This is a genomic window from Amycolatopsis sp. ATCC 39116, from assembly GCF_000231075.2.
Taxonomy (GTDB): domain Bacteria; phylum Actinomycetota; class Actinomycetes; order Mycobacteriales; family Pseudonocardiaceae; genus Amycolatopsis_E; species Amycolatopsis_E tucumanensis.
Genome location: NZ_AFWY03000012.1, coordinates 114801 through 136723, shown reverse-complemented (window position 1 = coordinate 136723; position 21923 = coordinate 114801). Strand labels below are relative to the sequence as shown.

Below are 21923 nucleotides of genomic sequence, written 5' to 3'. Positions count from 1 at the left end.
ATGGACCTTGCCGCGATCGAGGCGATCCGCCGGACCAAGCACGCGTACCTGCGCTGCGTCGACCTGAAGCGCTGGGACGAGATCGGCGGGACCTTCACCGAAGACGCCACCGCCGACTACGGCACACCGACATACGGCGACCCGATCCGCCTGTCCGGCCGCGACGCGATCGTGGGCTTCCTGCGCGAGCGCCTGGTGCCCGAGATCATCACGGTGCACCTGGCCACGCAGCCGGAGATCGACGTCGACGTCGACGGCGACACCGCCACCGGCACCTGGGCGTTCCAGGACCAGGTGATCGCCACCCAGCACAACGTCGCGATCATCGGCGCCGCGTTCTACTCCGACCGCTACCGGCGCGAGGCCGACGGCGTCTGGCGGATCTCGCACACCGGGTACGTCCGCACCTACGAGGCGATGCTGTCGCTGGCGGACCTGAAGAGCTTCCAGCTCACCGCGAACCGGTGGGCCGTCCCGTCCGCTTAGAACACGTTCCAGGAGTCGCCGGTGCTCACGCAGCCGTTCGCCGAAGCCCTCGCCGAGGCCGAGAAGATCATCCGCGAAGCCCCGCACATCGCGGGTGAACAGGATCTGGTCGAGGGTCTGGACTACCTGGCCGGCAGCATCCGCGCCTCGCTGCAGATGGCCTGGGCGTACGAGAAGGACTTCCCGTTCTTCGTCCGCTCCACCGGCCCGTACACGAAGATGGGCCTGGACAACCCGGACACCCTGTACTTCCACTCCTACCTGCGTGACGACGCCGAGTACGTGGTCACCGGGCAGCGCGGCACCACCGCCGACCTGAGTTTCCAGGTGCTGAACGGCAACTACTCCCCCGTCGAGGTGCCGGACAGCCTCACCGCGTTCGACGACCGCGCCTTCGACATCGACGACGACGGCCGGTTCGAGATCCGGTTCGGCCCCGGGCTGAGCGGCCGCAACCGCTTCCCGCTCGGGCCGGGCTCGGCGATGCTGATCGTGCGTGAGGTGTTCAGCGACTGGGCCGCCGAGCGCCCGGGGATGGTGCGCATCCACCGCGTCGGCGCCGAAGGGCAGGCTCCGCCGCCGCTGTCGCGGGACACGCTCGCCAAGCGGTACGGCGTCGCGGGCAAGATCCTGCTGTCCCGGCTGAACACCTTCCTCGCCTTCCCGAAGTGGTTCTACCTCGACCTGCCGGTCAACACGATGACCGAGCCGCGCGCCACGCCGGGCGGGCTGAGCACGCAGTTCTCCTCGGTCGGGCACTACGACCTCGACGACGACCAGGCGATGGTGGTGACCGTGCCGCGTTGCGCGGACGCGCCGTACCAGGGCATCCAGCTGGGCAGCATGTGGTACGTCTCGCTGGACTACGCCAACCACCAGACGAGCCTGACCGCGGACCAGGCGCGGGTGGACCCGGACGGGAAGATGCGGTTCGTCATCAGCGAGCGCGATCCCGGCGTGGCGAACTGGCTGGAGCGCACCGGTCACCGTCGCGGGTACGTGCAGATCCGGTGGCAGAGGCTGTCGCGCGACCTGAAACCGGACGACGGGCCGGAGGTCGAGATCGTGCCGGTGGCCGAGCTGCCGGACCGGCTGGCCTACTACGAGCAGGCGGCGGTGACCCCCGCGGAGTGGTCCGCCCGGATCGCGGCCCGGCAGGCCGCCACGGCCGCGAGGATGCTGGGCTGATGTTGTTGCGCGGCAAGGTGGTCGTGGTGTCCGGGGTCGGGCCGGGGCTGGGCCGGTCGATCGCGGTGGAGAGCGCGAAGGCAGGCGCGGACGTGGTGCTCGCGGCGCGCACCGAGTCCCGGCTGGCGGAGGTCGCCAAGGAGATCGACGAGCTGGGCCGCCGCACGATCTCGGTGCCGACGGACATCACCAGCGAGAGCGACGCCCATCGGCTCGTCGAGGCCACTGTGGACGCTTTCGGCCGGGTGGACGCGCTGGTGCACAACGCCTTTGCGATCCCTCCGATGACGAACCTGGCCGACGTGGACCTGGACGGGGTGCGCGCGGGGTTCGAGGCGAGCTCGATCGCGGCGCTGCGGCTGACCCGGCTGTTCCTGCCCGCGCTGGAGTCCGCGGGCGGCTCGGTGGTGGTGATCAACTCGGCGGTGCTGCGGCACTCGCGGCAGCCGTACGGGCCGTACAAGATGGCGAAGGCGAGCCTGCTCGCGCTCGCGCAGAGCCTGGCGACCGAGCTGGGGCCGCGCGGCATCCGGGTCAACTCGGTGGCGCCCGGCTACATCTGGGCGGACTCGCTGAAGTGGTACTTCGGCTACCTCGCCGAGAAGCGCGGGATCACGCGCGACGAGGTGTACGCCGAAACCGCCTCGACCATCGACCTGCGCCGGCTGCCCGAACCCGACGAGATCGCCGACGCCGTGATCTTCCTGGCCTCGCCGATGGCGCGGGCGATCACCGGGCAGTGCCTGGACGTCAACTGCGGCGAATACCACCACTGAGGAGGCTCCGGCGATGAGCATCGGACGCGACAGCGTCGGCACGGTCGACGACCTGCACGCCTCCGCGACCCGGTTCTGCGGATTGAGCGACTTCGGCGGCGACGAGTACCGCGAGGGCCTGGCCGTGCTGCTGGAGTCCTACGCGCGGGACGCCGGGCTGACCCCGTTCGGGAACAAGATCAAGCGCGCGTTCCTGCGGCAGGCGCTGGTGGCGCGGCTGCTCAGCGAGGAGGCGTGGAAGCGCTTTCCGGAGTACGCCGAGGTGCGCCTCGAGCGGCCGATCTTCGTCACCGGGCTGCCCCGCACCGGGACCACGGCCCTGCATCGGCTGCTCACCGCGGATCCGGCGCACCAGGGGCTGGAGGTGTGGCTGGCCGAGGTGCCGCAGCCGCGGCCGCCGCGCGAGACGTGGGCGGACAACCCGGTGTTCCAGGGCATCCAGGCCGGGTACGAAAAGCACCACGTCGAGCACCCGGAGTTCCTCGGGGTGCACCACAGCTCCGCCGAGCAGGTCGAGGAGTGCTGGCAGCTGCTGCGGCAGTCGGCGAAGTCGGTGTCGTACGAGTGCCTGGCCCACGTGCCGACGTACTCGGAGTGGCTGGCGGCGCAGGACTGGACCGACGCATACGCACGGCACCGGCGCAACCTGCAGCTGATCGGGCTGCCGGACCGGCACAAGCGGTGGGTGCTGAAGAACCCGTCCCACCTGTTCGCGCTGGACGCGCTGCTCGCGGTCTACCCGGACGCGCTGGTGATCCAGACGCACCGCGCGCCGGAGACGATCATCGCGTCGGTGTGCAGCCTGAACCAGCAGGCGTCGGCGGGGTGGTCGACGGTGTTCGAGGGTCCGGTGGTCGGCCGGTCACAGCTGGAGCTGTGGTCCCGCGGGGCGGCGACGTTCAAGCGGGAACGGGCCAAGCACGACCCGGCGCAGTTCTACGACGTCGACTACGCCGACTTCGTGGCCGCCCCGCTGGCGGTGGTCGCGTCGGTCTACGAGCACTTCGGGTTGCCCTTCACGACCGGCGCGGAGTCGGCGATGCGCGCGGTGTACGAGGAGAGCACCACCGGCGCCGGCCGCCCCTCGCACCGCTACACGCTGGAGGAGTTCGGCCTGACGGCGGAGGAGGTGCGGGAGCGCTTCGCCTGAGGCTGCTGCCGCCGTCACGGCGTCAGGCGGGACAGGTGGTGATCCACGAGCGAGATCACCTCCGCCGGCGTCCGGTGCCCCAGCAGGACCGCGTCGCCGAGACCGGCGACGAGAGCCAGCAGCAGATCCGCTTCCCGGATCGGGTCCAGGTCCGCGTGCAGGTCGCCGTCGGCCTGGCCGGCGGTGATCATGGTGGAGATGGCGTCGCGGAGTTGCGCGTGGCCGAGGCGGAACCGCTCGGCGATCTCCGGGTCCTTCAGCGCGCGCACCACGAACGCGTTCGCGACCAGCGCCTCGGTCCGGCTCTCGTCGTCGAGCGGCAGGAGGGCGATCAGCGCGGCGCGCAGCCCGGTCTGCCCGGTCCGCAGCCGGTCCTCCACCCGGTCGCGCAGCGTCCGCGTGGCGTAGCGCAGCATGGCGTCCCGGCTGGGGAAGTAGTGCTGCACCAGGCCCTTGGAAATGCCGGCCTCGGCAGCGACCTCACCGAGACTCACCGCTTCCAGGCCGCGGTCGGCCGCGATCCTGCGGACCGCGTCGGCGATGAGCCGCCGCCGCTGCTCGTGATCGACCCGCTTGGGCACCACGCCACCTTTTCACAATACGAACGGATTGCAAACCGTTCCGGAGCCGTTTACGATGCGATCGTATCGTCAAACAGGGAGGTCTCATGACGCTCGGCGGATTCATGTCGCCGCAGGCCCGCGTCGCGTACGACGCGGCCTACGACCGGGGGTTCGCCGCGCTGCCCGCCCCCGCCGAACAGCGCGACGTGGCCACGGCGTTCGGCACCGCGCGCGTGTACCGCTTCGGGGAGCCCGGTCCCGCTCCGATGGTGCTGCTTCCCGGCCGGGCGGGCACGACGATCATGTGGGAGCCCAACCTCCCCGCGTTCATCGCGCGCGGCCCGGTGTACGCGCTCGACCTGATCGGTGAGCCGGGACGCAGCGAGCAGACCGCGCCCATCCGCGACGCCGACGACCAGGCCGCGTGGCTCGGCACCGTGCTCGCCACGCTGGGCCTGCGCGACGTCCACCTCGTCGGCTACTCCTTCGGCGGGTGGCTCGCAGCCAACTTGGCCGTGCGCGCACCGGACCGGCTCGCCTCGCTGACCTTGATCGACCCGGTGCGGACCTTCGCCCCGTTCCCGGTCCCCCTGCTCGTGCGCACCGCCCTCACGCTCGTCCCCGGCATCCGGCGCTGGGCCCGCCCCGCCTTCCTGGCCTGGATCTCCGGCGGCGCCGAAGTGGCCGAGGACGACCCCGTGGCCACAGTGATCGACGAGGGCATGCGGACCTACCGGATCGCGCTGCCCACGCCTGCGCTGTTCACCGACGCGCAACTGCGCGGCCTGACCGTCCCCGTCCTCGCACTCATCGCGGCCCGCAGCGTCATCCACGACCGCCGGCGCGCGGCCACCCGCGCCCGGGAGCTGCTGCCGGACGCCCGGGTCGAGCTGTGGCCGCGGGCGATCGCGGGCGAGTCGGCCGCCGAGGTCAACGTCCGGGTGCTGGAGTTCCTCGCCGAGCTCGAGCAACGACGTGAGTCACCCGAGCGCTTCGCCTGATCTAGCGAACGCTGTCGAACCGTTCCGTGCCGACCACGCCCAACAGTTGCAGCTTCTCCGCCGCCTCCGTGCGCGGCGGCGCCGTCAGCACCAGCAGCATCTGCGACTGGTCCTCGGTGAACAGCACCTGGCAGTCCACCTCGATGTCGCCCAGCTGGGGGTGCACGAGCACCTTGTGGTCCACGAACCGCTTGGCCACCTCGTGCCGTTCCCACAGCTCCGCGAACTCCGGGCTGGCCTTCGTCAGCACCCGCACCAGCTCGCCTGCCCGGGACTGCGGCCCCATCGACCCGAGCGCCGCCCGCAGGCCCGCCACGAGGGCCCGGCCCTGGCGCCCCCGGTCGTGCTCCGGGTAGATGCGGCGCTCCGCGGGGTCGGTGAACCAGCGGTAGATCTCGCTACGCGCCCAGCCCGTCAGGTGCGACCGGTCGCCGTAGAGGGCGTCGGCCATGCTGTTCTGCACCAGCACCTCGCCGAGGTTCGACAGGATCAGCGCGGGCGTGTCCGACAGCCGGTCCAGCACGCGCTGCAGCGCGGGCGCCACGTGCGCCGCCGCGACCACCGGTGTGGGTGCGTTGCGGCCGGCGATGCGGAACAGGTAGTCGCGCTCGGTGGCGGTCAGACGCAGCGCGCGGGCGAGCGCGGCCAGCATCTGCTCGCTCGGCTGCGGGCCACGCTGCTGCTCCAGCCGCGTGTAGTAGTCGGTCGACATCGCCGCCAGGGCCGCGACCTCCTCCCGCCGCAGACCCGCCGCCCGGCGACGCGGCCCGGCGGGCAGCCCGACGTCCTCCGGCCGCAGCTGTTCCCGGCGGCTGCGCAGGAACGCCGCCAGCTCTTCACGCTCCATACCCCCAGTATCCGCCCCCGGGCCGGGCGAACCAGGGACCGCCGATCCCCCGATGAGCGATCTCTTCACCGCCCTGTCGCGCCCGGCCAGACTCGGGAACATGAACATCAGCGGAAACACCATCTTCATCCCGGGTTCCACCAGCGGCATCGGCCTCGCCCTCGCGCGGCGGCTGCGGGCCAAGGGCAACACCGTCATCGTCGGCGGCCGCCGCACCGAACTGCTCGACTCGCTCGCCGCCGAGGGGTTCGACACCGTGCGCATCGACACCGCCGACGCCGGCAGCATCCGCGCCGCGGCCGACGAGGTCATCGGCAAGCACCCCGACCTCAACGTGATCATCGCGATGTCCGGCATCATGCGCGTCGAGGACTGGCACCGCCCGGAGGGCTTCCTGGCCTCGGCCGAGGAGACCGTGACGACGAACGTGCTCGGCCCGATCCGGCTCATCGCCGCATTCGTCGAACACCTCCAGAGCAAGCCTGACGCGACCATCGTGACCGTGTCCTCGGGCCTGGCGTTCGCCCCGCTCAAGGCCACGCCGAGCTACAACGCGAGCAAGGCCGCCATCCACATGCTCAGCGAGTCGCTGCGGCTGCAGCTCGCGGACACCTCCGTCAAGGTCGTCGAGCTGGAGCCGCCGTCGGTGCGGACCGCCCTGCTGCCCGGCCAGGAGGAGAGCGAGTTCGCCATGCCGCTCGACGACTTCGCCGACGAGGTGGTCAAGCTGTTCGAGACGCAGCCGGACGCCAAGGAGATCCAGGTGGAGAACGTGAAGTTCCTCCGCTACGGCGAGGCCCGCGGCGACTACGACCAGGTCGTGGCCACCCTCAACGCCGCGGACCCGCACGGCAAGCACTAGGTGGCCAGGCGTCGCCAGGACAGCAGGAACACCAGCGCCGCGACGATCGACCCGGCGGAGGCGAACGATCCGGCGCCCAGGTAGATCACCCACTCGTCCGCCCCGGCCAGGCCCTCGCGCGCCAGCGGGACACCCCACAGGATGGCGCCGAGGGTCAGGCCGGCCAGGGCGGCGAGCACCGCGAAGGCACCGATGACCACCCGGCCGATCCGGCGGTTTCCCTCGTACGGGTGCACCGCGCCGCGCCGCGCGAGCCACCACGACGCCAGCGCCGCCAGCGCGAGGGCGATCGCGTCGGCGGCGAGGGTGTCGGAGAGCCGGTGCCACTTCGCGGTGAGCGTGTACTGACCGATGCCCACCGCCCACGGCAGCACGACCAGGATCACCACGCCGCGCCAGCGGTACGGCGCGACGATCACGGCCGCGAACAAGACGGTCATGGCGATCGTGGTGTGGCCACTGGGCAGGCTGTTGTGGCCGAAGTCGCCCGTCACCGGCACCAGCGCGGGCCGGACCAGCACGAACCGCTTCAGCACCTGCACGACCACCTGGCCGAGCACGATCACCCCGACCGCCGCGACCGCGAGGTCCCAGCGGCGGCGGAGCGCGCCCGTCAGCGCGATGAGCAGCGTCGCCCCGGCCAGCGAGTAGACCGTGATCTCGTCGAGCGCCTGCCACGCCTGCCCCGACTCGGCCGCGTCCGCCTGGTCGGCGCCCCGCAGCGCGGCGTTCTCCAGCGCCTGTCCACTCGCCGTCCACACGGCCAGCAGGTAGACCGCCACCGTCAGCGCGGCCGCCACGGCGGCGATCACCAGCCACCGCCGCGACGAAACACCGGCGGTCCGCCGGACCACCTCGTCGTCCACCACCACCCGCCCAGGATGGATCAAGCCGGTCCTCCGCGCCTGTCGTGCGATGCTGACCAGGTGAACGACCTGTACGTGACGGGCGTGCGCCCGTGGGGCGGCCCCCTGTCCGACGTGGAAATCCGCGACGGCCGGATCGCGGCGGTGACCGCGGCCGGCGGTTCCGCACCGGAGGGCGTGCCGCAGCTCGCGGGCGAGGGGCGGTTGCTCGTCCCCTCGTTCTCCGACGTGCACGTCCACCTGGACTCCACGCGGCTGGGCCTGCCGTGGCGGCCCAACGACTCCCCCGGCGGGGTGTGGGCGAACATGCTGCACGACCGCGCCCACTGGCGCGAGGGCGACGTGCCGATGCGCGAGCGATCCACGCACATGCTCGGCCTGCTCATCGCGCACGGCGTCACCCGCGTCCGCGGCTACGCCCAGGTCGACGCGGACTGCGAGCTGGAACGCCTGGAAGCCGTCGTCGCCGCGCGGGAGGCGCACGCCGACCGGGCCGAGGTCGAGATCATCGCCTTCCCGCAGGCCGGGCTGTTGCGCGAACCGGGCGTCCCGGACCTGATGGAGGCCGCGCTGCGGGAGGGAGCCGGCGTGATGGGCGGCATCGACCCGTGCGACGTGGACGGCGACCCGGTGCGGCACCTGGACATCGTGTTCGGGCTCGCCGACCGGTACGGGGTGCCGGTGGACGTCCACCTGCACGAACCCGGCGAGCTGGGCCTGTTCAGCCTCGGCCTGATCATCGAGCGGACCCGCGCGCTGGACCTGCGCGGCCGGGTCACCATCTCGCACGCCTTCACCCTCGCCCACACCCCGTCGCCGCGGCTGGACGAGGTGCTGGCCGAGATGGCCGAGCTGGACGTCTCGGTCGCCACCGTCGCGCCGCCGGGCCGCGGCACGCTCCCGCTGCAGCGGCTCACCGAAGCCGGCCTGCGGGTCGGCCTCGGTGACGACGGGCAGCGCGACTACTGGTCCCCCTACGGCAACGCCGACCTGCTCGACCGGACCTGGCAGCTGGCATTCACCAACGGGTTCCGCAACGACCACCTCGTCGAGCACGCGCTGGCCGTGGGCACCTGGGGCGGCGCGACGGTGCTCGATCCGTCGCTGCCGCGGCTGCGGGACGTGCGGGACCGCCCCGGAGTCGCGGTGGGCGACCCGGCGGACCTGGTGCTGCTCGACGGTGAGGCGCCCGCGGCCGCGGTGCAGGACCGATTGCCGCACCGCACGGTGGTCCACGCCGGCCGGGTGGTCGCTCACGACCTCGCGCTGGTGTGAAGGAGCGCGCCGACGGCGAGTTCGTAGATCCCGCGCAACCGCCCGAACAGCGCGGGGTCGCTGTCCGGCGTGATCTGCGCGGTGGCACTGACGGCGACGGTCCGGCGGCCGTCCAGGGTGGCCGCGGCGAACTGCGTGTAGCCCGGGGTGTTGCCGGTGTGCCCGTAGACGCGGCCGTACCGCGTGTCGTAGCGGAAGATGCCGAGTCCGGCCGCGTTGACGCCCGGCCCCGGCGGTTCCGAACCGCCCGGCCGGAACGTGAGCTGCGCGGCGCGCACCGCCGGATGCAGGAGCGCCCGGTAGCCGCCGATGAAGCGCGCCAGATCGGCCGGTGTGGACACCACCCCGCCGGAGGCCCAGCTCCAGCCCGCGGCGACGAGCCGGGTCACGTCCTCGGCGCCGTCGTAGCCGTGCAGGTGCGGTTCGGGCAGCGCGGAGCCGCGCGGCAGGCTGGTGCGGTGGAGCCCCAGCGGCTGCGTGACGTGCCGCCGCAGCAGGTCCTCGTAGCGCGCGCCGGCCGCGGCCTCGCACATCAGCGCGACGAGGATGTTGTCCGAGTTGGAGTAGGCGTACCGGGTGCCGGGCGTGAACAGCAGGCCGGGGTCGTCGAGGTAGCCGAGCAGGTCGCGCGGGGGCGGCGGGTCCTGCAGGGACGCCAGCAGCGCGTCGCGGAACCGCTGTGACCGGCTGAAGTCCGGGATCCCGCTGGTGTGGCCGAGCAGCTGACGGAGGCTCACCGCCGACCACTGCGGGGGGAAACCGTCCAGCCGCCGCCCGACCGTGTCGTCGAGCCCCAGCCTGCGGCGGCTCACCAGGGACAGCGCGGTCGCGGCGCTGAACGCCTTCGCCACGCTCGCCACGCGCATGTGGTCGTCGGGCCGGGGTTTCCGGCCCGTCGCCACATCGGACACGCCGACGCTGTGGAAGGCCGTGCCGTGGCTCCGTCTGAACGCGACGGTGACGGCGGGCGGACCGCCTGGCGCGCCTTGCAGTTCGCGCATCGCCTCGCGCAGGGCTCGCTCGACGGGTGGTGATTCACCGGCCACCGCGCGGCCCGTGAGGACCGTGCACCCGGCTGTGCCGAGTGCCCCCAGCTTCAGGACCGTCCTGCGCGACAGTGCCATCGAGCGAGGGTAACACCGCGACCGGTCAGAGCTGAAGCGCCGATTTCTCTTGCCGCAGAAGCGATTCGATCTTACCGGGGTGCTCGTCGGCGACCACCACGGCGCCGCGGACCAGGTCGCGCGCCCCGTCGAGCAGCTCCGCGGCGAGCGCGAGCCCGACCTCGGCCTCTCGCTCCCCGGCAGCCTCCAGTTCGGACAGTGCCCGCGGCGGGATGGTCACGTCCGGGACCTCGTAGGCCAGGTACTCGGCTTCGGCGAAGCCGGACAGCGGCGCGATCGCCACCAGCACCGGGATGTCCACACCGGACAGTTCGGCGACCATCCGGGACAGGCCCTCCAGCTCGTAGACCGGCCGCGTGATGAGGAACTGCGCGCCCGCGGCGATCTTCGCCTTGGTGCGGGACAGTTCGGCGTCCAGGTCCTCCGCGCCGGGGTTGACGCGCGCGCCGATGTGGAAGGCGGTGCGGGTGGCCAGGGTGAGGCCGGTGTGGTCGCGGCCGGAGTTGAGGCCGGCGAGCAGCCCGATGAGGCCGACCGAGTCGACCTCCCAGATGCCATCGGCGCCCGGGTAGTCGCCCAGCGGTGCCGGCGTTCCGGTCTCGCACACCACCGTGCGCAGGCCGAACGCGTGGGCGCCGAGCAGGTCCGCCTGCAGCGCCGCGAGGGACCGGTCCCAGGCGGTGACGGTGGTGATCGTGTCGACGCCCGCCTCGCGTTCCAGGCGGAGCGCTTCGCCGAAGTTGCCGCGCACCAGCGCCAGGTCGGCGCCGCGGACCCGCTCCACGTCCTCCGGTTCGCCGTGCGGGGTGACCTGCGCGGCGAGCACGAAGCCGGGCCGGGCGAGGCGGCGGGCGAGCGGGCTCTGCGGCGGCGCCGGGCGCGGCTTGGGCACGGCCGTGACGGGGCTGGCCTGGCGGGGCCGCAGGTCGGCCAGGCGGGCGACGACCTCGCGGATGTGGCCGGGTGTGGTGCCGCAGCAGCCGCCGATCATGGCGGCGCCGTGCTCGGCGAAGCGCCGCGCGTACCGCCCGAAGTGCGCGCGGGCGACCGGGTAGGTGAAGCGCCGCCCGGTGCGCCGCGGCATGCCCGCGTTGGGGTGCACGCCCACCGGCAGGTCGCCGGCGTCGCGGAGTTCGTCGAGGATCGCGAGCATGTGCTGGGGGCCGACGGTGCAGTTGGCGCCGACCGCGGTGACCGGGAGGCCGGTGAGGGTCTTGACGACCTCGCGGGGCGTCTCGCCGGCCGGGGTGAGGCCGTCGCTGGTGAAGGTGGCCTGGGCGACGATCGGGAGGTCGGTGACCTCCGCGGCGACCGTGATGGCTTCGACCAGTTCATCGAGGTGGCCGAAGGTCTCCAGGACCAGCAGGTCGACGCCGCCGTCGACGAGGGCCTGGACCTGCTCGCGCACGACCTCGGTGCGCTCGTCCGCGCGGACGCCGGCCCGCGCGGACGAGGACACCGCCGGGGAAACGGACCCGGCGACGAAGATGGTCCGGTGCACCCCGCGACGAGCCTGCCGGGCGAGTCGCACGGCGGCGAGGTTGATGTCGCGGGCGCTGACGGAGCACCCGTGCTCGGCCAGCCGCAGCCGGTTCGCGCCGAAGGTGTTGGTGAGGAGCACGTCCGCGCCCGCGGCCACGTAGCTCTCGTGGATGGTGCTGACGAGCTCCGGGTTCGAGAGGTTGAGTTCCGGCAAGGCCCGGTCCAGCGAATTGCCCGCCACGTGCAGGACGGTGCCCATGGCCCCGTCGAACACCAGAACCCGCTCGGACAGCTGCTCCGCGAACCGACCTCTCACGTACCCTCCCGGCGCCGTTACCTCCGGGCGTGCACGTGCACGAGGATCCGGCCGGCGCCGCACCCCCACCAGAGCACCGCGCCGCCCGCCATGCACCCATCCTAGGCGCTGAAACGGGCACATCGACCGGTTCGACACCGCAGGTGCACCACCACTGGGCCGTCCGGGTGACCCGCCCACCGCGGTGGTGGCCGGTCGGTGTGCGATATGTTGTCGTTCACCCTTGGATGGGTGCGGGCCGCCGCTGTGTGCGCCCGCCTGGGGCCGGTAGCTCAGCTGGTTAGAGCAGGGGACTCATAATCCCTTGGCCGCGGGTTCGAGCCCCGCCCGGCCCACCGGTTCTGACCAGGCGTTATGGCTTGATGCGTGATCATTTTGTCGCGGCTTGTCCATTGACACTTTCCGCGGCGCGGCCCGGGTCCCTCCAGGTCCGCGTCCGACCGGCTGACCGGGCGTCAGAGCCACCTCACTCAAACTGTCAAGGGCACCGACATCAAAACCAGCACCCGGCATGGCTACCTGGGCTACATCGACCGCACGATCAAGCCCGCCCTCGGCGAGATCGCGGCCGACAAGCTCACGGCCCGCGCCCTCGAAACCTTCTTCGCCGAACTCCGCCGCTGCCGCGTCCGCTGCAACGGCCGCCCCTACATCGAGCACAAGCTTCGACGGTGACCATGAATGCAAGGTCGCCAAGTGCACGCCGCACAAGTGCAGTGGCATGGCCAACTCCAGCGTGCGTCAGATCCACTCGATCATCAGCGGCGTCCTCAACGCCGCCGTCCGCTGGGAGTGGATCGGCACGAACCCGGCCCAGATCGCCCAGCGCCCGCGCCAGACAGCTCCACAGCCCGACCCGCCCTCACCCGCCGAAGCCGCCCGCCTCGTCGAGAAGGCCTTCGCGCTCGACGAAGACTGGGGCACCCTCGTCTGGCTCGTCATGACCACCGGCATCCGCCGCGGCGAAGCCTGCGCCCTCCGCTGCTCCCGCGTCGACCTCGACGAAGGAATCATCGAGATCCGCCGCAGCTAAACAAAGCTCCGCGGCGTGGGCCAGGAGAAGGACACCAAGACCCACCAGATGCGCCGCATCGCCCTGGACACCGAAACGATCGTGCTCCTGCGCGAGCACAAGGCCCGCATGCAGCAACGCTGCCACGAACTCGGCGCAAGTGGTCGGAAAACTCGTTCGTCTTCACCAGCACCCGCGGAGCCGACCTCAACGAGCCCTACTCCCCCGACGCCGTCTCCAACCGCTACAAGAAGATGGCCACCCGCCTCGGCATCGACACCCACACCCACGCCCTACGGCACTACTCCGCCACCGAACTCCTCACCGCCGGAGTCGACCTCCGAACCGTCGCCGGCCACCTCGGCCACGGCGGCGGCGCCACGACGCTTCGCGTCTACGCCGCGTGGGTCGCAGCCGCCGACCGCAAGGCCGCAGAGGTCCTCGGTTCCCGAATGCCGAAACGGCGCCCCTAGGCCATCTGACTTACAGTCAGGCGCGAGGACCAGCCCTGAACTGTGCTTTCGCTACGGCAGCGTTCATTCTTGCCGCTCGGTTGCCGCGAAGACCGAAGACCCACCGGTAGGCAGCAGCTGCAGGACTTCTCCGTACATCTTCTGGACTGAACCATGCAGCGGGGCCTGATCGAGATCAGGTCTCTTCAGGGAACGGCCGGGTGATCTTGAGTATTACCCGATGCCTCGGCACTCCGCGTACGGTGAAGTTACTCGCCGTCACAGGGAAGAGTGGCTAACTGACGACCATCTCTTCTGACGAGACCGCATCCGACGCCCCCTTCTTTCCTCGAATACCGGAGACGAAACTGATATTGCCCGCAAGCCATTCTACGAAGATCTGCTGTGCGATCGGGTAACCTTCTAGGCACTCACCTATCATCGGAGGGATTTCGTCGAGACCCGATTTACCCGCCCGCACAAGCGTGACAATTCGAAGCAGACTGGTTTCAGTATCTCCAATCATCGCATCCATGTCAAGCTTGCCGCTAGTCACGATCTCGATTATAGGCAACGCTAGAATCAGGTTACATGCGGAATCATCCAGCTCCCCCTCTCGATGATCTCCAAAACCAAAGAAGTTTCCCGCCAGCTCCAAATGCATCCGTCGATATCGCAGCTTCTTCTTTGAGATAGCTCGCAAGTTTCGATACAAGTCGACACGCAAGTCTCCAACACGTTCCTCGCCAATAGTTCCAATAACGCCAGCGATCAACCCCTTCTTACTAAAAGACTTTCCAGTTATCATTCTGTAGGCAAACGGCGGCACTACAAGACGCTGACCGTAATCATGCCTGTAGAGTGCGCCGAGACCGTGCTGTCGTAGCACAAATTCAAGGGAAACCAGGCCCCGCTCCCACAGCATGACAGCAAGCCACCAGATGTCTTTTCCTTTCAGCTTCGCAAAATGAACGTAATTCTTGAGATTCTCTAGCGTCCACTCCAGCCAGTATTGCCCTCGACGAGGCAGGCCGCGCTGACCCATCACGAAGAATGCGAGCGCCGCAAGCTCATCGCTCTTCTCGTCAGCGCCGAAGTAGTTCTCAATTAGCGCCCGCAACACCTTGCCAACACGAGGCTGATTCTCGACCGCCACCTGCGTGAACATTTCAACCAGCGAGGTGTCAGCGTTAGCTACCATATGCGCTACAGCGCACTGGCATATGTTTTCAAGAAGTGCAGGCTTCGGCACCACAAACTCGAGCGAGCGGATAACGAACATCAGCAGATTGAGCTCAGGACCACTCAAGTCGTCAGCTTCAATCACGTCATTCATCAAGAGAGCGATAAACTCGTCTGCAGCGTCTTCAACATTGCGACCAATTATCTGAAGGGCAAGCTGTCCAACAACGTCCCAGCTCCCTTCCTCAATGTGTTCACGAAGTGCTGACAATAGAGACACAGCGCTAGGATTTAGCCTCACTAACTGACTGGCCGCAAAATACTCAAGGAAAGTCCGGTGCGTAAATCCATAGGTGTCGGCGCCAATATCGGTCAGCACCCAGGCGCGCCCTTTGCAAAATTCGATGAAATCGACTGCCGCGTTTTCTGCTGACTCTTCGTCGTCGAACCGCCGTTCAAGCAAGTATTCCTTCATTCGAGAAATCAAGCGAGATCTCGAGATTCCTTCTTCGCCTTGATGTTGGTACATGTAAAGCGCAAGCGAACGCATAGCGGCCTGAACGTGGGCATCGAATGGTAGATCAGGCTTAATCCCGCGCTGCTTATCCCAGCGCTCAAACAGTAGCAGTGAACACTTCTCGTATACGTCTGGACGATTGGTTGGGATGTAGTTCTCGCTGGCGTAGATACCGCACATCAAGGAGAGAAGCAGAGGATTCGCGCGCAAATCTGGGACAAATTCACTGTCTTCCATAAAAGCTCTCGTCAAGGTATGACGACGCTCAATCGGAACGGACTCGTCGAGGCTAAACCATTTTTTGGCATAGCTCCGAACATTAGCCTCGGTGAAGTCGCCCAGCCGAACAGCTTTGAAAAGGTCCGAGTCCAGCGGCGCTTCGGAATAGCCGACGCGCCTCGACGTTACAAGGATCGGGCACGCTGGATACTTGTGCGCAAAACCTTCGACTATTTGGACAACTTCCCGCCGCAGCGACGTGTCCAGCAGTTCGTCTAGCCCGTCGAATACAACTACCCCCCGACCATTTAGAAGCAGATACTCTACAGCATTAGCCGGAGCCACCACATTGTAAGGAAGCTTACACGCCTCCACTAGATACTCGACAATTGTTTGTTTTGACGATTCCCCATTAAGCGTCTTGGCGTAATCACGAAGAACAACGAGAAAAGGAACTTGAGCAGGCTCCTGTCCACTCGAGGCCACATCGTACACGTACTTTTCGGCTAACGTAGATTTACCGCCGCCAGGGTCGCCGAGGATTACCAGTCTAGGGTGCCGATCGATAATCGAGGCTAGAGTCACTCCATTGTTGCTGTCGTCCGGAAAAATTGGCTCATTAATAATCACGGCGCCCTCGATTCCTCGCTCGCGCGGCGCTGTTAGCCTCGGTTGAACATACAGGTCGGCGTACGGCACCATCCTTGACGTTCCCGCATGAGGTAAACGCATACTTCCACGCATTGCAGAAATCTGGGCGCGGATTTCGTCGACGAATGAGTTGATCTCGTCAAGATTTCCGAGCTCGCGCAGCAGCTCCGCATTCCTGAGAGACGCGGCTGCTAAGCTTCCGACAAGCTTCACAAGCTCTGCGTGAAGTTGCGGCGACACCTTCTCAATAGAGTGCAGCCGCTTAACATTCTCAAGTACTGCCTCCGCCAACCCGGAGAACAGTGCATCGGCTATCAGGTCCGAGTCGGCGCCGCCCAGAAAGATCTTCACGAGCTCGCGCAATTCGGCGCGCACTGCATCAACCAGAGCGCCGGCTTTTCGCCCGTTTCCCTCAAGGAGGTACGCTTGACTAAGCGTTACTGCCAGCCGCTCGACATCCTTGGAGTCACAGAAGTCTATAACTTGGCTAACCTGCTCAGGATCGAGAGCTTCCAACGCATTTAGTTCACGCTCAAGTGTGCCGTCTCCGAGCAGAGAACGAACCTTGCTCCTCCGCTTGGCATTTAGCAGCAGACCGACGCCGACCGATGCAGCCTTGGCTGCCCCCGCCCCGCAGCTTTTGCTATGGCGGGAGCTACCAGAGGCTCAATTCCAGTCATCAAGAACCTTCCGCGAGACAAACTTGGTGTCCCTATCGCGAGCGATTCAAGGTTTGTTACATGCGTTACAGACCTCCGCCATGTGGGGTTGCAAATACCGTAGGTTTTCGGAATACAGAAGTGCCAGCTCCGCGCTGTCATGGCCAAGGAACGATTCGCAGTACGCTAGCTGGGACGCGAATCGAAGGTGCGAACATGACGAACAACCGGAACGCGAAGAGGTGGCTACATTTGGCCCAGGCGGTCGCCGCTCCTCCCGATGGCTCCGATGCCGGCGAGGTGATCCGCTGGTACCGGCAGCACCACAACCTCACCCAGCAGGAAGCCGCTGACCTGCTCAACACCACGCAGTCCTGGGTGTCGAAGGTCGAGAAGGGCAAGCTCGTGCCTGGCCTGGCCGAGCTGCGGTCCATCGCGGCGAAGCTGCACATCCCGCCGGAACGGCTGGGCATCCTGCCCGACCACTCCGCGGACGCCATCCCCAAGCCCGGCCAGGTCAGCGAGGCCGGCGCACTGCACGAGAGCCAGGAGCACTGGAAGCTCGTGCGGCGTGAGCTGAACGCGAACCGCGCCCGGCTCGGCGACCTCGCCTCCGAGCTGTACCCGCAGGCCCACTGCATCCCCGGCACCACCGTCCTGACCCAGCCGGGGTGGCTGCCCTCCGAGCCAGTTGAGCTGTCCGATATCGAGCTGTACTGGCTCGCCGAGGCCCTGCCCAAGCCCGCCATCACCGGCGGCATCGAGCAGACCGAGAGCGTCCGGCCGCTGGCCGCGGATGGCGACCGCTTCCGGCTCTACTCCCGCGCCCTGCGCGACCTGGCCCGGCCGAAGCTGCTGGACAACCGCGTCAGCTACCGGCTCGCCGAGGTCGACTGGACCGGAGACAAGGGCCGCCTCGGGTTCAGCTACACCACCTACTTCGACGTGCTGGACGTCTGCGAGGCCGCGGCCCATGAGTTCGCCGACGCGTGGCGGCGCGCCGGCCGGAAGCGGCCCAGCCTCGCCCACCTGCCACTGCGTCGGCACATCGAGGACCCGTTCGACCTGCTCGCCCGGCCGATGCTGCCCAGCATCAACACCCTGACCATTCGCCGCGACCCGATTGACGGGCACCGGATGTACCTGCACCGCAGGGACGCCAAGGCCACCGCGGTCGCCGGAGGCATGTTCCACGTCATCCCGGCCGGTGTGTTCCAGCCGCCGCGCTCGCGCCCGCGCACCAGGCCAACGACTTCTCCCTGTGGCGCAACATCCAGCGCGAGTACTCCGAAGAGTTCCTTGGCAACCCCGAGCACGACGGCAACGCCCTTGACCCCATCGACTACGAGCACGACGAGCCGTTCCGCTCGTTCGCCGCTGCTCGCGCGGCCGGCGACTTTCGCGTCTTCACTTGCGCCGGGCGCTCGAACCCCTCCACCCTGTAGGTCGAACTGCTGACCGTCGCCGTCATCGAGGCACCGGTGTTCGATCAGCTCTTCGCCGGCATGGTCGAGCTCAAGAGGAAGGCGCCGCGGTCAGCACCGGAGCGGGCCGGCCCACCGTCGGCATCCCCTTCAACACCGAGTCGCGCGAGCGGCTGAAGACCGAACCGCTCTCGCGCGCCTGCATCGAGCTGGCCGGGCAGCACCGGCACACCCTGCTGACCGGGTGAGGGCCGAGGCGGTCTAAACCGGCTGTTCCGGTGCTCGGGGCACGCCGAGAGCATCGCTGAGCCTGTCGTCGAAGGTGCGGAAGCTGCTGAGTGCATGGGTCCCTACCGGCTCGACTGGCTCCGGAAGAACAGCGCCCGAGTCGTCGTAATGGACTTTGCGGCTGAAGCTCCAGAAACAGTGAACCGGCAGCACCTCGCTGTCTTCGAGTGGAAGGTTACCGAGGTGTTCGAAGTAGCCACGGGACCACGGCAGCCGGTTGATCAGCAGCGGCGGCAACAGCAGCTGGTCGGGACGAAGCAGCTCGCGACGAGGCACGTCCGTGCTCGCCGAGCGGGTCTTGAACACGTAGATCAGGATGTTGCCGGTCATCGCGTGGATCGGCATATCGGTCTTGATCACGCGCCCGAACGAGTACAAACCGTCCGGCATCTGCACAGCGAACACATCACCGGGCTGCAGCCGCTTCCGAGCCGGCTTCAGGATGCGGATATTGGTCTCGGCCACGCCCACGCAACGCTCCTTTGATCAGCTGCCGCAACGGTAGCGTCCGGCGGTCACTGGTCGGCCTGCAGACCAGTTGCGGACACCTCGACGGCGCCGGCCTTTGCTCACCGCATGCTCCTCGCCGGGCTGTCCTCGACGCCAAAGCCGCGACACGCCGTACATCTTGCGTCGGCCGATGGTGTCGGACCCACGATCTAGAATTCGTCGCAGGCTCAAGAGCGGTGTTGCTGTTGAGGCTTCTGCGTTCCGCATAGCCCGAAACCACATCAGGGCTAACACAGGGGGCGGCACGCATCCCCACCTGGAACGCGGCGTCAGCCGTAAGCCGCAGAGGGCACCCTGTGGCCCGCGCAGAAAAGAGCTGGTCGTGCAGGTCGTCAATTGGCTCAGTCAAGTGCCAACCCATGGATTGTGGATTGCCGGCGCGGTGGTCGTCGCCATGCAAGTCGTCCGATGGATCGCCGTCTCCGTGATCTTCTTCAACCGACGACCCGAAGAGGAACTCAAGATTGTCGGCACGATCCGTCCCACGGTGGAATACCGTCCGGTCCGTACTGACAATCCTGATGTCACGCGAGCTTTGACGAACCGCAACGAGCGCCCGCTAGGCAAAGCCGGGAAACGTCCGCGTCGGCATCCTAAGCTCCGGGCGAGCATGCGGCGCAGACCGACGCGGACAAGCGCCCTCCCAACAGGCAGTCATCCCGTTCCCGGACGCCCCGCCACAACACGACCGCCAAACGCACGTAAGGCGGGCCGCACGGCCATGTGATCAAACCCCTGCTCCATCGACCTAGGATGCCTGCCTGACCGGGGCCTCGACAGATAGCAAGGCCGTAGGCTGCCACCCGTGGCTGAGGAACGTGGGTCGTGGGAGACGTTTGGTGAGCGGCTGGTCTACGACAACAAGTGGGTCAAGGTCGGGTTGACGGATGTCCGGGCGCCGAACGGGGAGCGCTGGGAATACCACGTCGTGCACCTGGCCCGGATCGCGATCGCGCTGATCGTGAACGACCGGGACGAGGCGCTGATGCTCTGGCGCTACCGCTTCGCCACCGAGCAGTGGGGCTACGAACTGCTCGGCGGCATGGTCGATGACGGCGAGGACGCAGCGATCACCGCTGCGCGGGAGGCAGCGGAGGAGAGCGGCTGGGAGCCGGTCGGCGAGCCGGAGCACCTGATCAGCTTCGAGCCCCTGCCGGGGCAGGTCACCGCGCCGATCGACGTCTACCTGTGGCGAGAAGCGCGGCACGTCGGCGATCCCACCGATACCGAGGAGGTCGGCCGCATCGAGTGGGTGCCGGTCTCGCGGGTCACCGAGCTGGCACAGCGGCAGCAGCTGCTGGGCTCCGGGACTCTGGTCTCGCTGCTCTACTACATGGCCGAGCGCCGGGGCTGATCAGCCGGGGAGGATCAGTCCCTGCAGCCGGCGCAGGTGCCGGTCGGACTTGATCTGTTGCCCGAGGCGGCGCGCTTCGCGGGCGTAGCGGAGCGCGCCGTCGCGGTCCTGCGCCGCGGCGTGGGCGAAAGCGAGGTCCACGAGCATCCCCACCTTCGCCTGGACAAACGTCGCCGGGAGTCGTGGAAGCGCTTGAGTCAAGTGGTCGATGGCGTCAGGAACTCCGAGGCGGGCGAGCGCGTTGCCTCGCCAGCGGTCGAGGTGTGATCCACCGAGGAACAGGAACGGCAGGGCGGCGTCGACGGGGTCGCTGGGCAACAGGACGTCGGCGGCGTCGAAGGCGGCCAGCGCTTCGTCGCGCCGGCCGACGACGGCCAAGCCCTCGCCGTGCGCGGCGGACAGCCAAGCCTGCAGCAGCGGCGGCACCACGCCCTCTCCCAGCGCACGGGCGTGCTCGAGCTGCTCGGCAGCCTGCACCGTCTCACCGAGGTCGATCAGCACGAACGCCTGCTCCGCTGTCGCGTGTGCGAGTGCTGCCTGATCGCCCGCTTCCCGGGCGGCGGCTTTGGCTCGTTCGTAGTGGTCCCAGGCCTGAACGATGGCATTGCGGTCGAGGGCGACCCACCCGGCCAGGGTCGAGGCCTCGGTGAGCACCCTCGACAGGGCCTCCCGGTGGTCTCGGACGGTGCTGTAGCCGAGGAGCCGCTCGAGTTGCTTGATGTGGCTGCGTAGCTGGTCGAGGAGCACGACCCCGCCGTACTGGCGGTCGACGTGCCGGGCGTCGTCGACCTGCCGGCGGAATCGCTCGATGGTCTCCGCATCGACACTGCGTGCGGCCGCCAGCCGGGCTCGCAGCTCGAGCGCTTCCCCGTCGTCGGCCTCGGGCGGGAAGCCCAGCTCCTCGTTGGTCCGGCCGTAGACGTCCCGGAAGAGGCGCTGGTACGGCTCGCTGACCGCCGAGTGCCCGTTCTCCCACTCCGACAACTTCGTCTTCAGGCTGCCCTCGGACATGATCGGCATGCCGAGCTGATCGGCGCGCTGACGCATCCGCCGGATGACGTCGGCCGCCTTGTATCCGAGGCTCTTGCGAACCGCCTGAAGCTTTGTCGCCGACATCAGTCAAATCGCTCCGGATAACCGCGCTGACCTGCAAGGTTAATTCGAGTTAATGGCGTCCGCGTTAACCGCAGCCACCTGCGCGAATAGCTTCCGCTGCCGTTTCCTTGAGGCATGGAAAACACCTCAGGCGCCCCAATCACGACGATCGCGCATCAGTGCGGCGACGTTCGCGGTGAGCGAGGCGAGCTGCTCGCTGATCGTGTCCAGCCGGTCTTCGATCGTTCCGAGCCGGCTGATGATCTGGTCGAGCGGCTCGTCGCCGGTCTCACCAGGGGCGAGCGGCTTCCGCCCGCGCAGGATCGCGTTGAGGTGACCGGGATGCCACCCGAGCGCGACGGACAGCGCCTCGAGGGTGCGGGCGCTGCGCTTCCGCTCGACGGTGTGGTGCTGGATCTCCCGCACGATGGCCTGGGAGACGTGAGATCGCTCGGCGAGTTCTCGCTGTTTCCACCCGAGCTCGGTCACGCGCTCGTTGATGGCCTTCGAGACCGCCGCCCAATTCTCCGTCACCTATTCCTCCGTGCTCCGCCTCGGAGCCGAGGTTAGCGCCTGATCGCTTTCCGCGGCGCAAGTAGCACATTGCGTCGCCAATTCGGATCC

Annotated in this window: 21 protein-coding genes and 1 tRNA gene; 13 read left to right on the top strand and 9 right to left on the bottom strand. The window is 68.2% G+C overall.

Going from position 1 to position 21923, the window contains the following annotated elements; translation table 11 throughout:
• Genes AMY39116_RS0316295 through AMY39116_RS0316280 form a run of 4 tightly spaced genes read left to right on the top strand, consistent with a single transcriptional unit; the run spans position 1 to position 3600 of the window.
• Positions 1-486 carry a nuclear transport factor 2 family protein gene (locus AMY39116_RS0316295; RefSeq protein ID WP_020418702.1) on the top strand — a complete coding sequence of 162 codons (486 nt, stop codon included), beginning with the start codon at positions 1-3 and terminating at the stop codon, positions 484-486.
• A 21-nt stretch (positions 487-507) separates the two neighbouring features.
• Positions 508-1674, top strand: a complete 1167-nt coding sequence (locus AMY39116_RS0316290) for a hypothetical protein (protein ID WP_020418701.1) — start codon at positions 508-510, stop codon at positions 1672-1674.
• The gene (locus AMY39116_RS0316285; protein WP_020418700.1) at positions 1674-2450 is read left to right on the top strand and encodes an SDR family oxidoreductase; all 777 of its coding nucleotides are present in this window, start codon (positions 1674-1676) and stop codon (positions 2448-2450) included. Before AMY39116_RS0316290 ends, AMY39116_RS0316285 begins: the two co-directional genes overlap by 1 nt.
• Before the next feature lie 13 nt (positions 2451-2463).
• Positions 2464-3600: a sulfotransferase gene (locus AMY39116_RS0316280; protein WP_020418699.1), complete on the top strand. Its 1137-nt coding sequence runs from the start codon at positions 2464-2466 to the stop codon at positions 3598-3600.
• A 14-nt stretch (positions 3601-3614) separates the two neighbouring features.
• Here the strand turns inward: AMY39116_RS0316280 and AMY39116_RS0316275 are convergent, their stop codons facing one another.
• Positions 3615-4181, bottom strand: a complete 567-nt coding sequence (locus AMY39116_RS0316275) for a TetR/AcrR family transcriptional regulator (protein WP_027935971.1) — start codon at positions 4179-4181, stop codon at positions 3615-3617.
• A gap of 86 nt (positions 4182-4267) precedes the next feature.
• On the opposite strand from AMY39116_RS0316275, the gene AMY39116_RS0316270 reads away from it, so the two are divergent.
• A complete protein-coding gene (locus tag AMY39116_RS0316270; protein ID WP_020418697.1) occupies positions 4268-5164 on the top strand; it encodes an alpha/beta fold hydrolase in 897 nt (298 codons plus the stop codon).
• Position 5165: 1 nt separating this feature from the next.
• On the opposite strand, the gene AMY39116_RS0316265 is transcribed toward AMY39116_RS0316270, so the two are convergent.
• The gene (locus AMY39116_RS0316265; RefSeq protein WP_020418696.1) at positions 5166-6011 is read right to left on the bottom strand and encodes a helix-turn-helix transcriptional regulator; all 846 of its coding nucleotides are present in this window, start codon (positions 6009-6011) and stop codon (positions 5166-5168) included.
• Positions 6012-6111: 100 nt separating this feature from the next.
• Between AMY39116_RS0316265 and AMY39116_RS0316260 the strand changes: the two genes are divergently transcribed.
• On the top strand, positions 6112-6873 hold the full coding sequence (locus AMY39116_RS0316260; protein ID WP_027935970.1) for an SDR family oxidoreductase: 762 nt from the start codon (positions 6112-6114) through the stop codon (positions 6871-6873).
• Here AMY39116_RS0316260 and AMY39116_RS0316255 read toward each other — a convergent pair.
• Positions 6870-7745: a phosphatase PAP2 family protein gene (locus tag AMY39116_RS0316255; RefSeq protein ID WP_020418694.1), complete on the bottom strand. Its 876-nt coding sequence runs from the start codon at positions 7743-7745 to the stop codon at positions 6870-6872. The genes AMY39116_RS0316260 and AMY39116_RS0316255 overlap by 4 nt on opposite strands.
• A gap of 54 nt (positions 7746-7799) precedes the next feature.
• Between AMY39116_RS0316255 and AMY39116_RS0316250 the strand changes: the two genes are divergently transcribed.
• Positions 7800-9014: an amidohydrolase family protein gene (locus AMY39116_RS0316250; protein WP_020418693.1), complete on the top strand. Its 1215-nt coding sequence runs from the start codon at positions 7800-7802 to the stop codon at positions 9012-9014.
• Here the strand turns inward: AMY39116_RS0316250 and AMY39116_RS0316245 are convergent.
• A complete protein-coding gene (locus AMY39116_RS0316245; RefSeq protein ID WP_020418692.1) occupies positions 8993-10138 on the bottom strand; it encodes a serine hydrolase in 1146 nt (381 codons plus the stop codon). The genes AMY39116_RS0316250 and AMY39116_RS0316245 overlap by 22 nt on opposite strands.
• A 25-nt stretch (positions 10139-10163) precedes the next feature.
• Positions 10164-11936, bottom strand: coding sequence for a bifunctional homocysteine S-methyltransferase/methylenetetrahydrofolate reductase (locus AMY39116_RS0316240; protein ID WP_020418691.1), 1773 nt, complete (start codon positions 11934-11936; stop codon positions 10164-10166).
• 261 nt (positions 11937-12197) lie between these two features.
• Between AMY39116_RS0316240 and AMY39116_RS0316235 the strand changes: the two genes are divergently transcribed.
• From AMY39116_RS0316235 to AMY39116_RS47475, 4 genes are all read left to right on the top strand, one after another.
• Positions 12198-12271: transfer RNA gene (locus AMY39116_RS0316235), tRNA-Ile, on the top strand.
• A 109-nt stretch (positions 12272-12380) separates the two neighbouring features.
• Positions 12381-12611, top strand: coding sequence for a hypothetical protein (locus tag AMY39116_RS48125; protein ID WP_369794315.1), 231 nt, complete (start codon positions 12381-12383; stop codon positions 12609-12611).
• 46 nt (positions 12612-12657) lie between these two features.
• Positions 12658-12969, top strand: coding sequence for a tyrosine recombinase XerC (xerC, locus tag AMY39116_RS47480; protein WP_027935968.1), 312 nt, complete (start codon positions 12658-12660; stop codon positions 12967-12969).
• Positions 12852-13421: a tyrosine-type recombinase/integrase gene (locus AMY39116_RS47475; RefSeq protein WP_235716147.1), complete on the top strand. Its 570-nt coding sequence runs from the start codon at positions 12852-12854 to the stop codon at positions 13419-13421. The genes xerC and AMY39116_RS47475 overlap by 118 nt, the downstream gene beginning before the upstream one ends.
• Positions 13422-13695: 274 nt before the next feature.
• Here the strand turns inward: AMY39116_RS47475 and AMY39116_RS45475 are convergent, their stop codons facing one another.
• Positions 13696-16485 (bottom strand): NACHT domain-containing NTPase, encoded by a 2790-nt coding sequence (locus AMY39116_RS45475; protein WP_157358571.1) that lies wholly within the window; start codon positions 16483-16485, stop codon positions 13696-13698.
• 359 nt (positions 16486-16844) lie between these two features.
• Between AMY39116_RS45475 and AMY39116_RS43005 the strand changes: the two genes are divergently transcribed.
• The gene (locus AMY39116_RS43005; protein WP_162146043.1) at positions 16845-18086 is read left to right on the top strand and encodes a helix-turn-helix domain-containing protein; all 1242 of its coding nucleotides are present in this window, start codon (positions 16845-16847) and stop codon (positions 18084-18086) included.
• A 227-nt stretch (positions 18087-18313) separates the two neighbouring features.
• Here AMY39116_RS43005 and AMY39116_RS0316210 read toward each other — a convergent pair whose 3' ends face one another.
• Positions 18314-18811, bottom strand: coding sequence for an Imm26 family immunity protein (locus AMY39116_RS0316210; protein ID WP_020418689.1), 498 nt, complete (start codon positions 18809-18811; stop codon positions 18314-18316).
• Between the two features lie 844 nt (positions 18812-19655).
• Between AMY39116_RS0316210 and AMY39116_RS0316205 the strand changes: the two genes are divergently transcribed.
• On the top strand, positions 19656-20204 hold the full coding sequence (locus tag AMY39116_RS0316205; RefSeq protein ID WP_020418688.1) for an NUDIX domain-containing protein: 549 nt from the start codon (positions 19656-19658) through the stop codon (positions 20202-20204).
• Here AMY39116_RS0316205 and AMY39116_RS0316200 read toward each other — a convergent pair whose 3' ends face one another.
• Both AMY39116_RS0316200 and AMY39116_RS0316195 read right to left on the bottom strand, forming a co-directional pair.
• Complete coding sequence (locus AMY39116_RS0316200) at positions 20205-21320, bottom strand: hypothetical protein (protein ID WP_020418687.1); 1116 nt, start codon at positions 21318-21320, stop codon at positions 20205-20207.
• 126 nt (positions 21321-21446) lie between these two features.
• Positions 21447-21833, bottom strand: a complete 387-nt coding sequence (locus AMY39116_RS0316195) for a helix-turn-helix domain-containing protein (protein WP_020418686.1) — start codon at positions 21831-21833, stop codon at positions 21447-21449.
• Between the last annotated feature and the right edge of the window lie 90 nt (positions 21834-21923).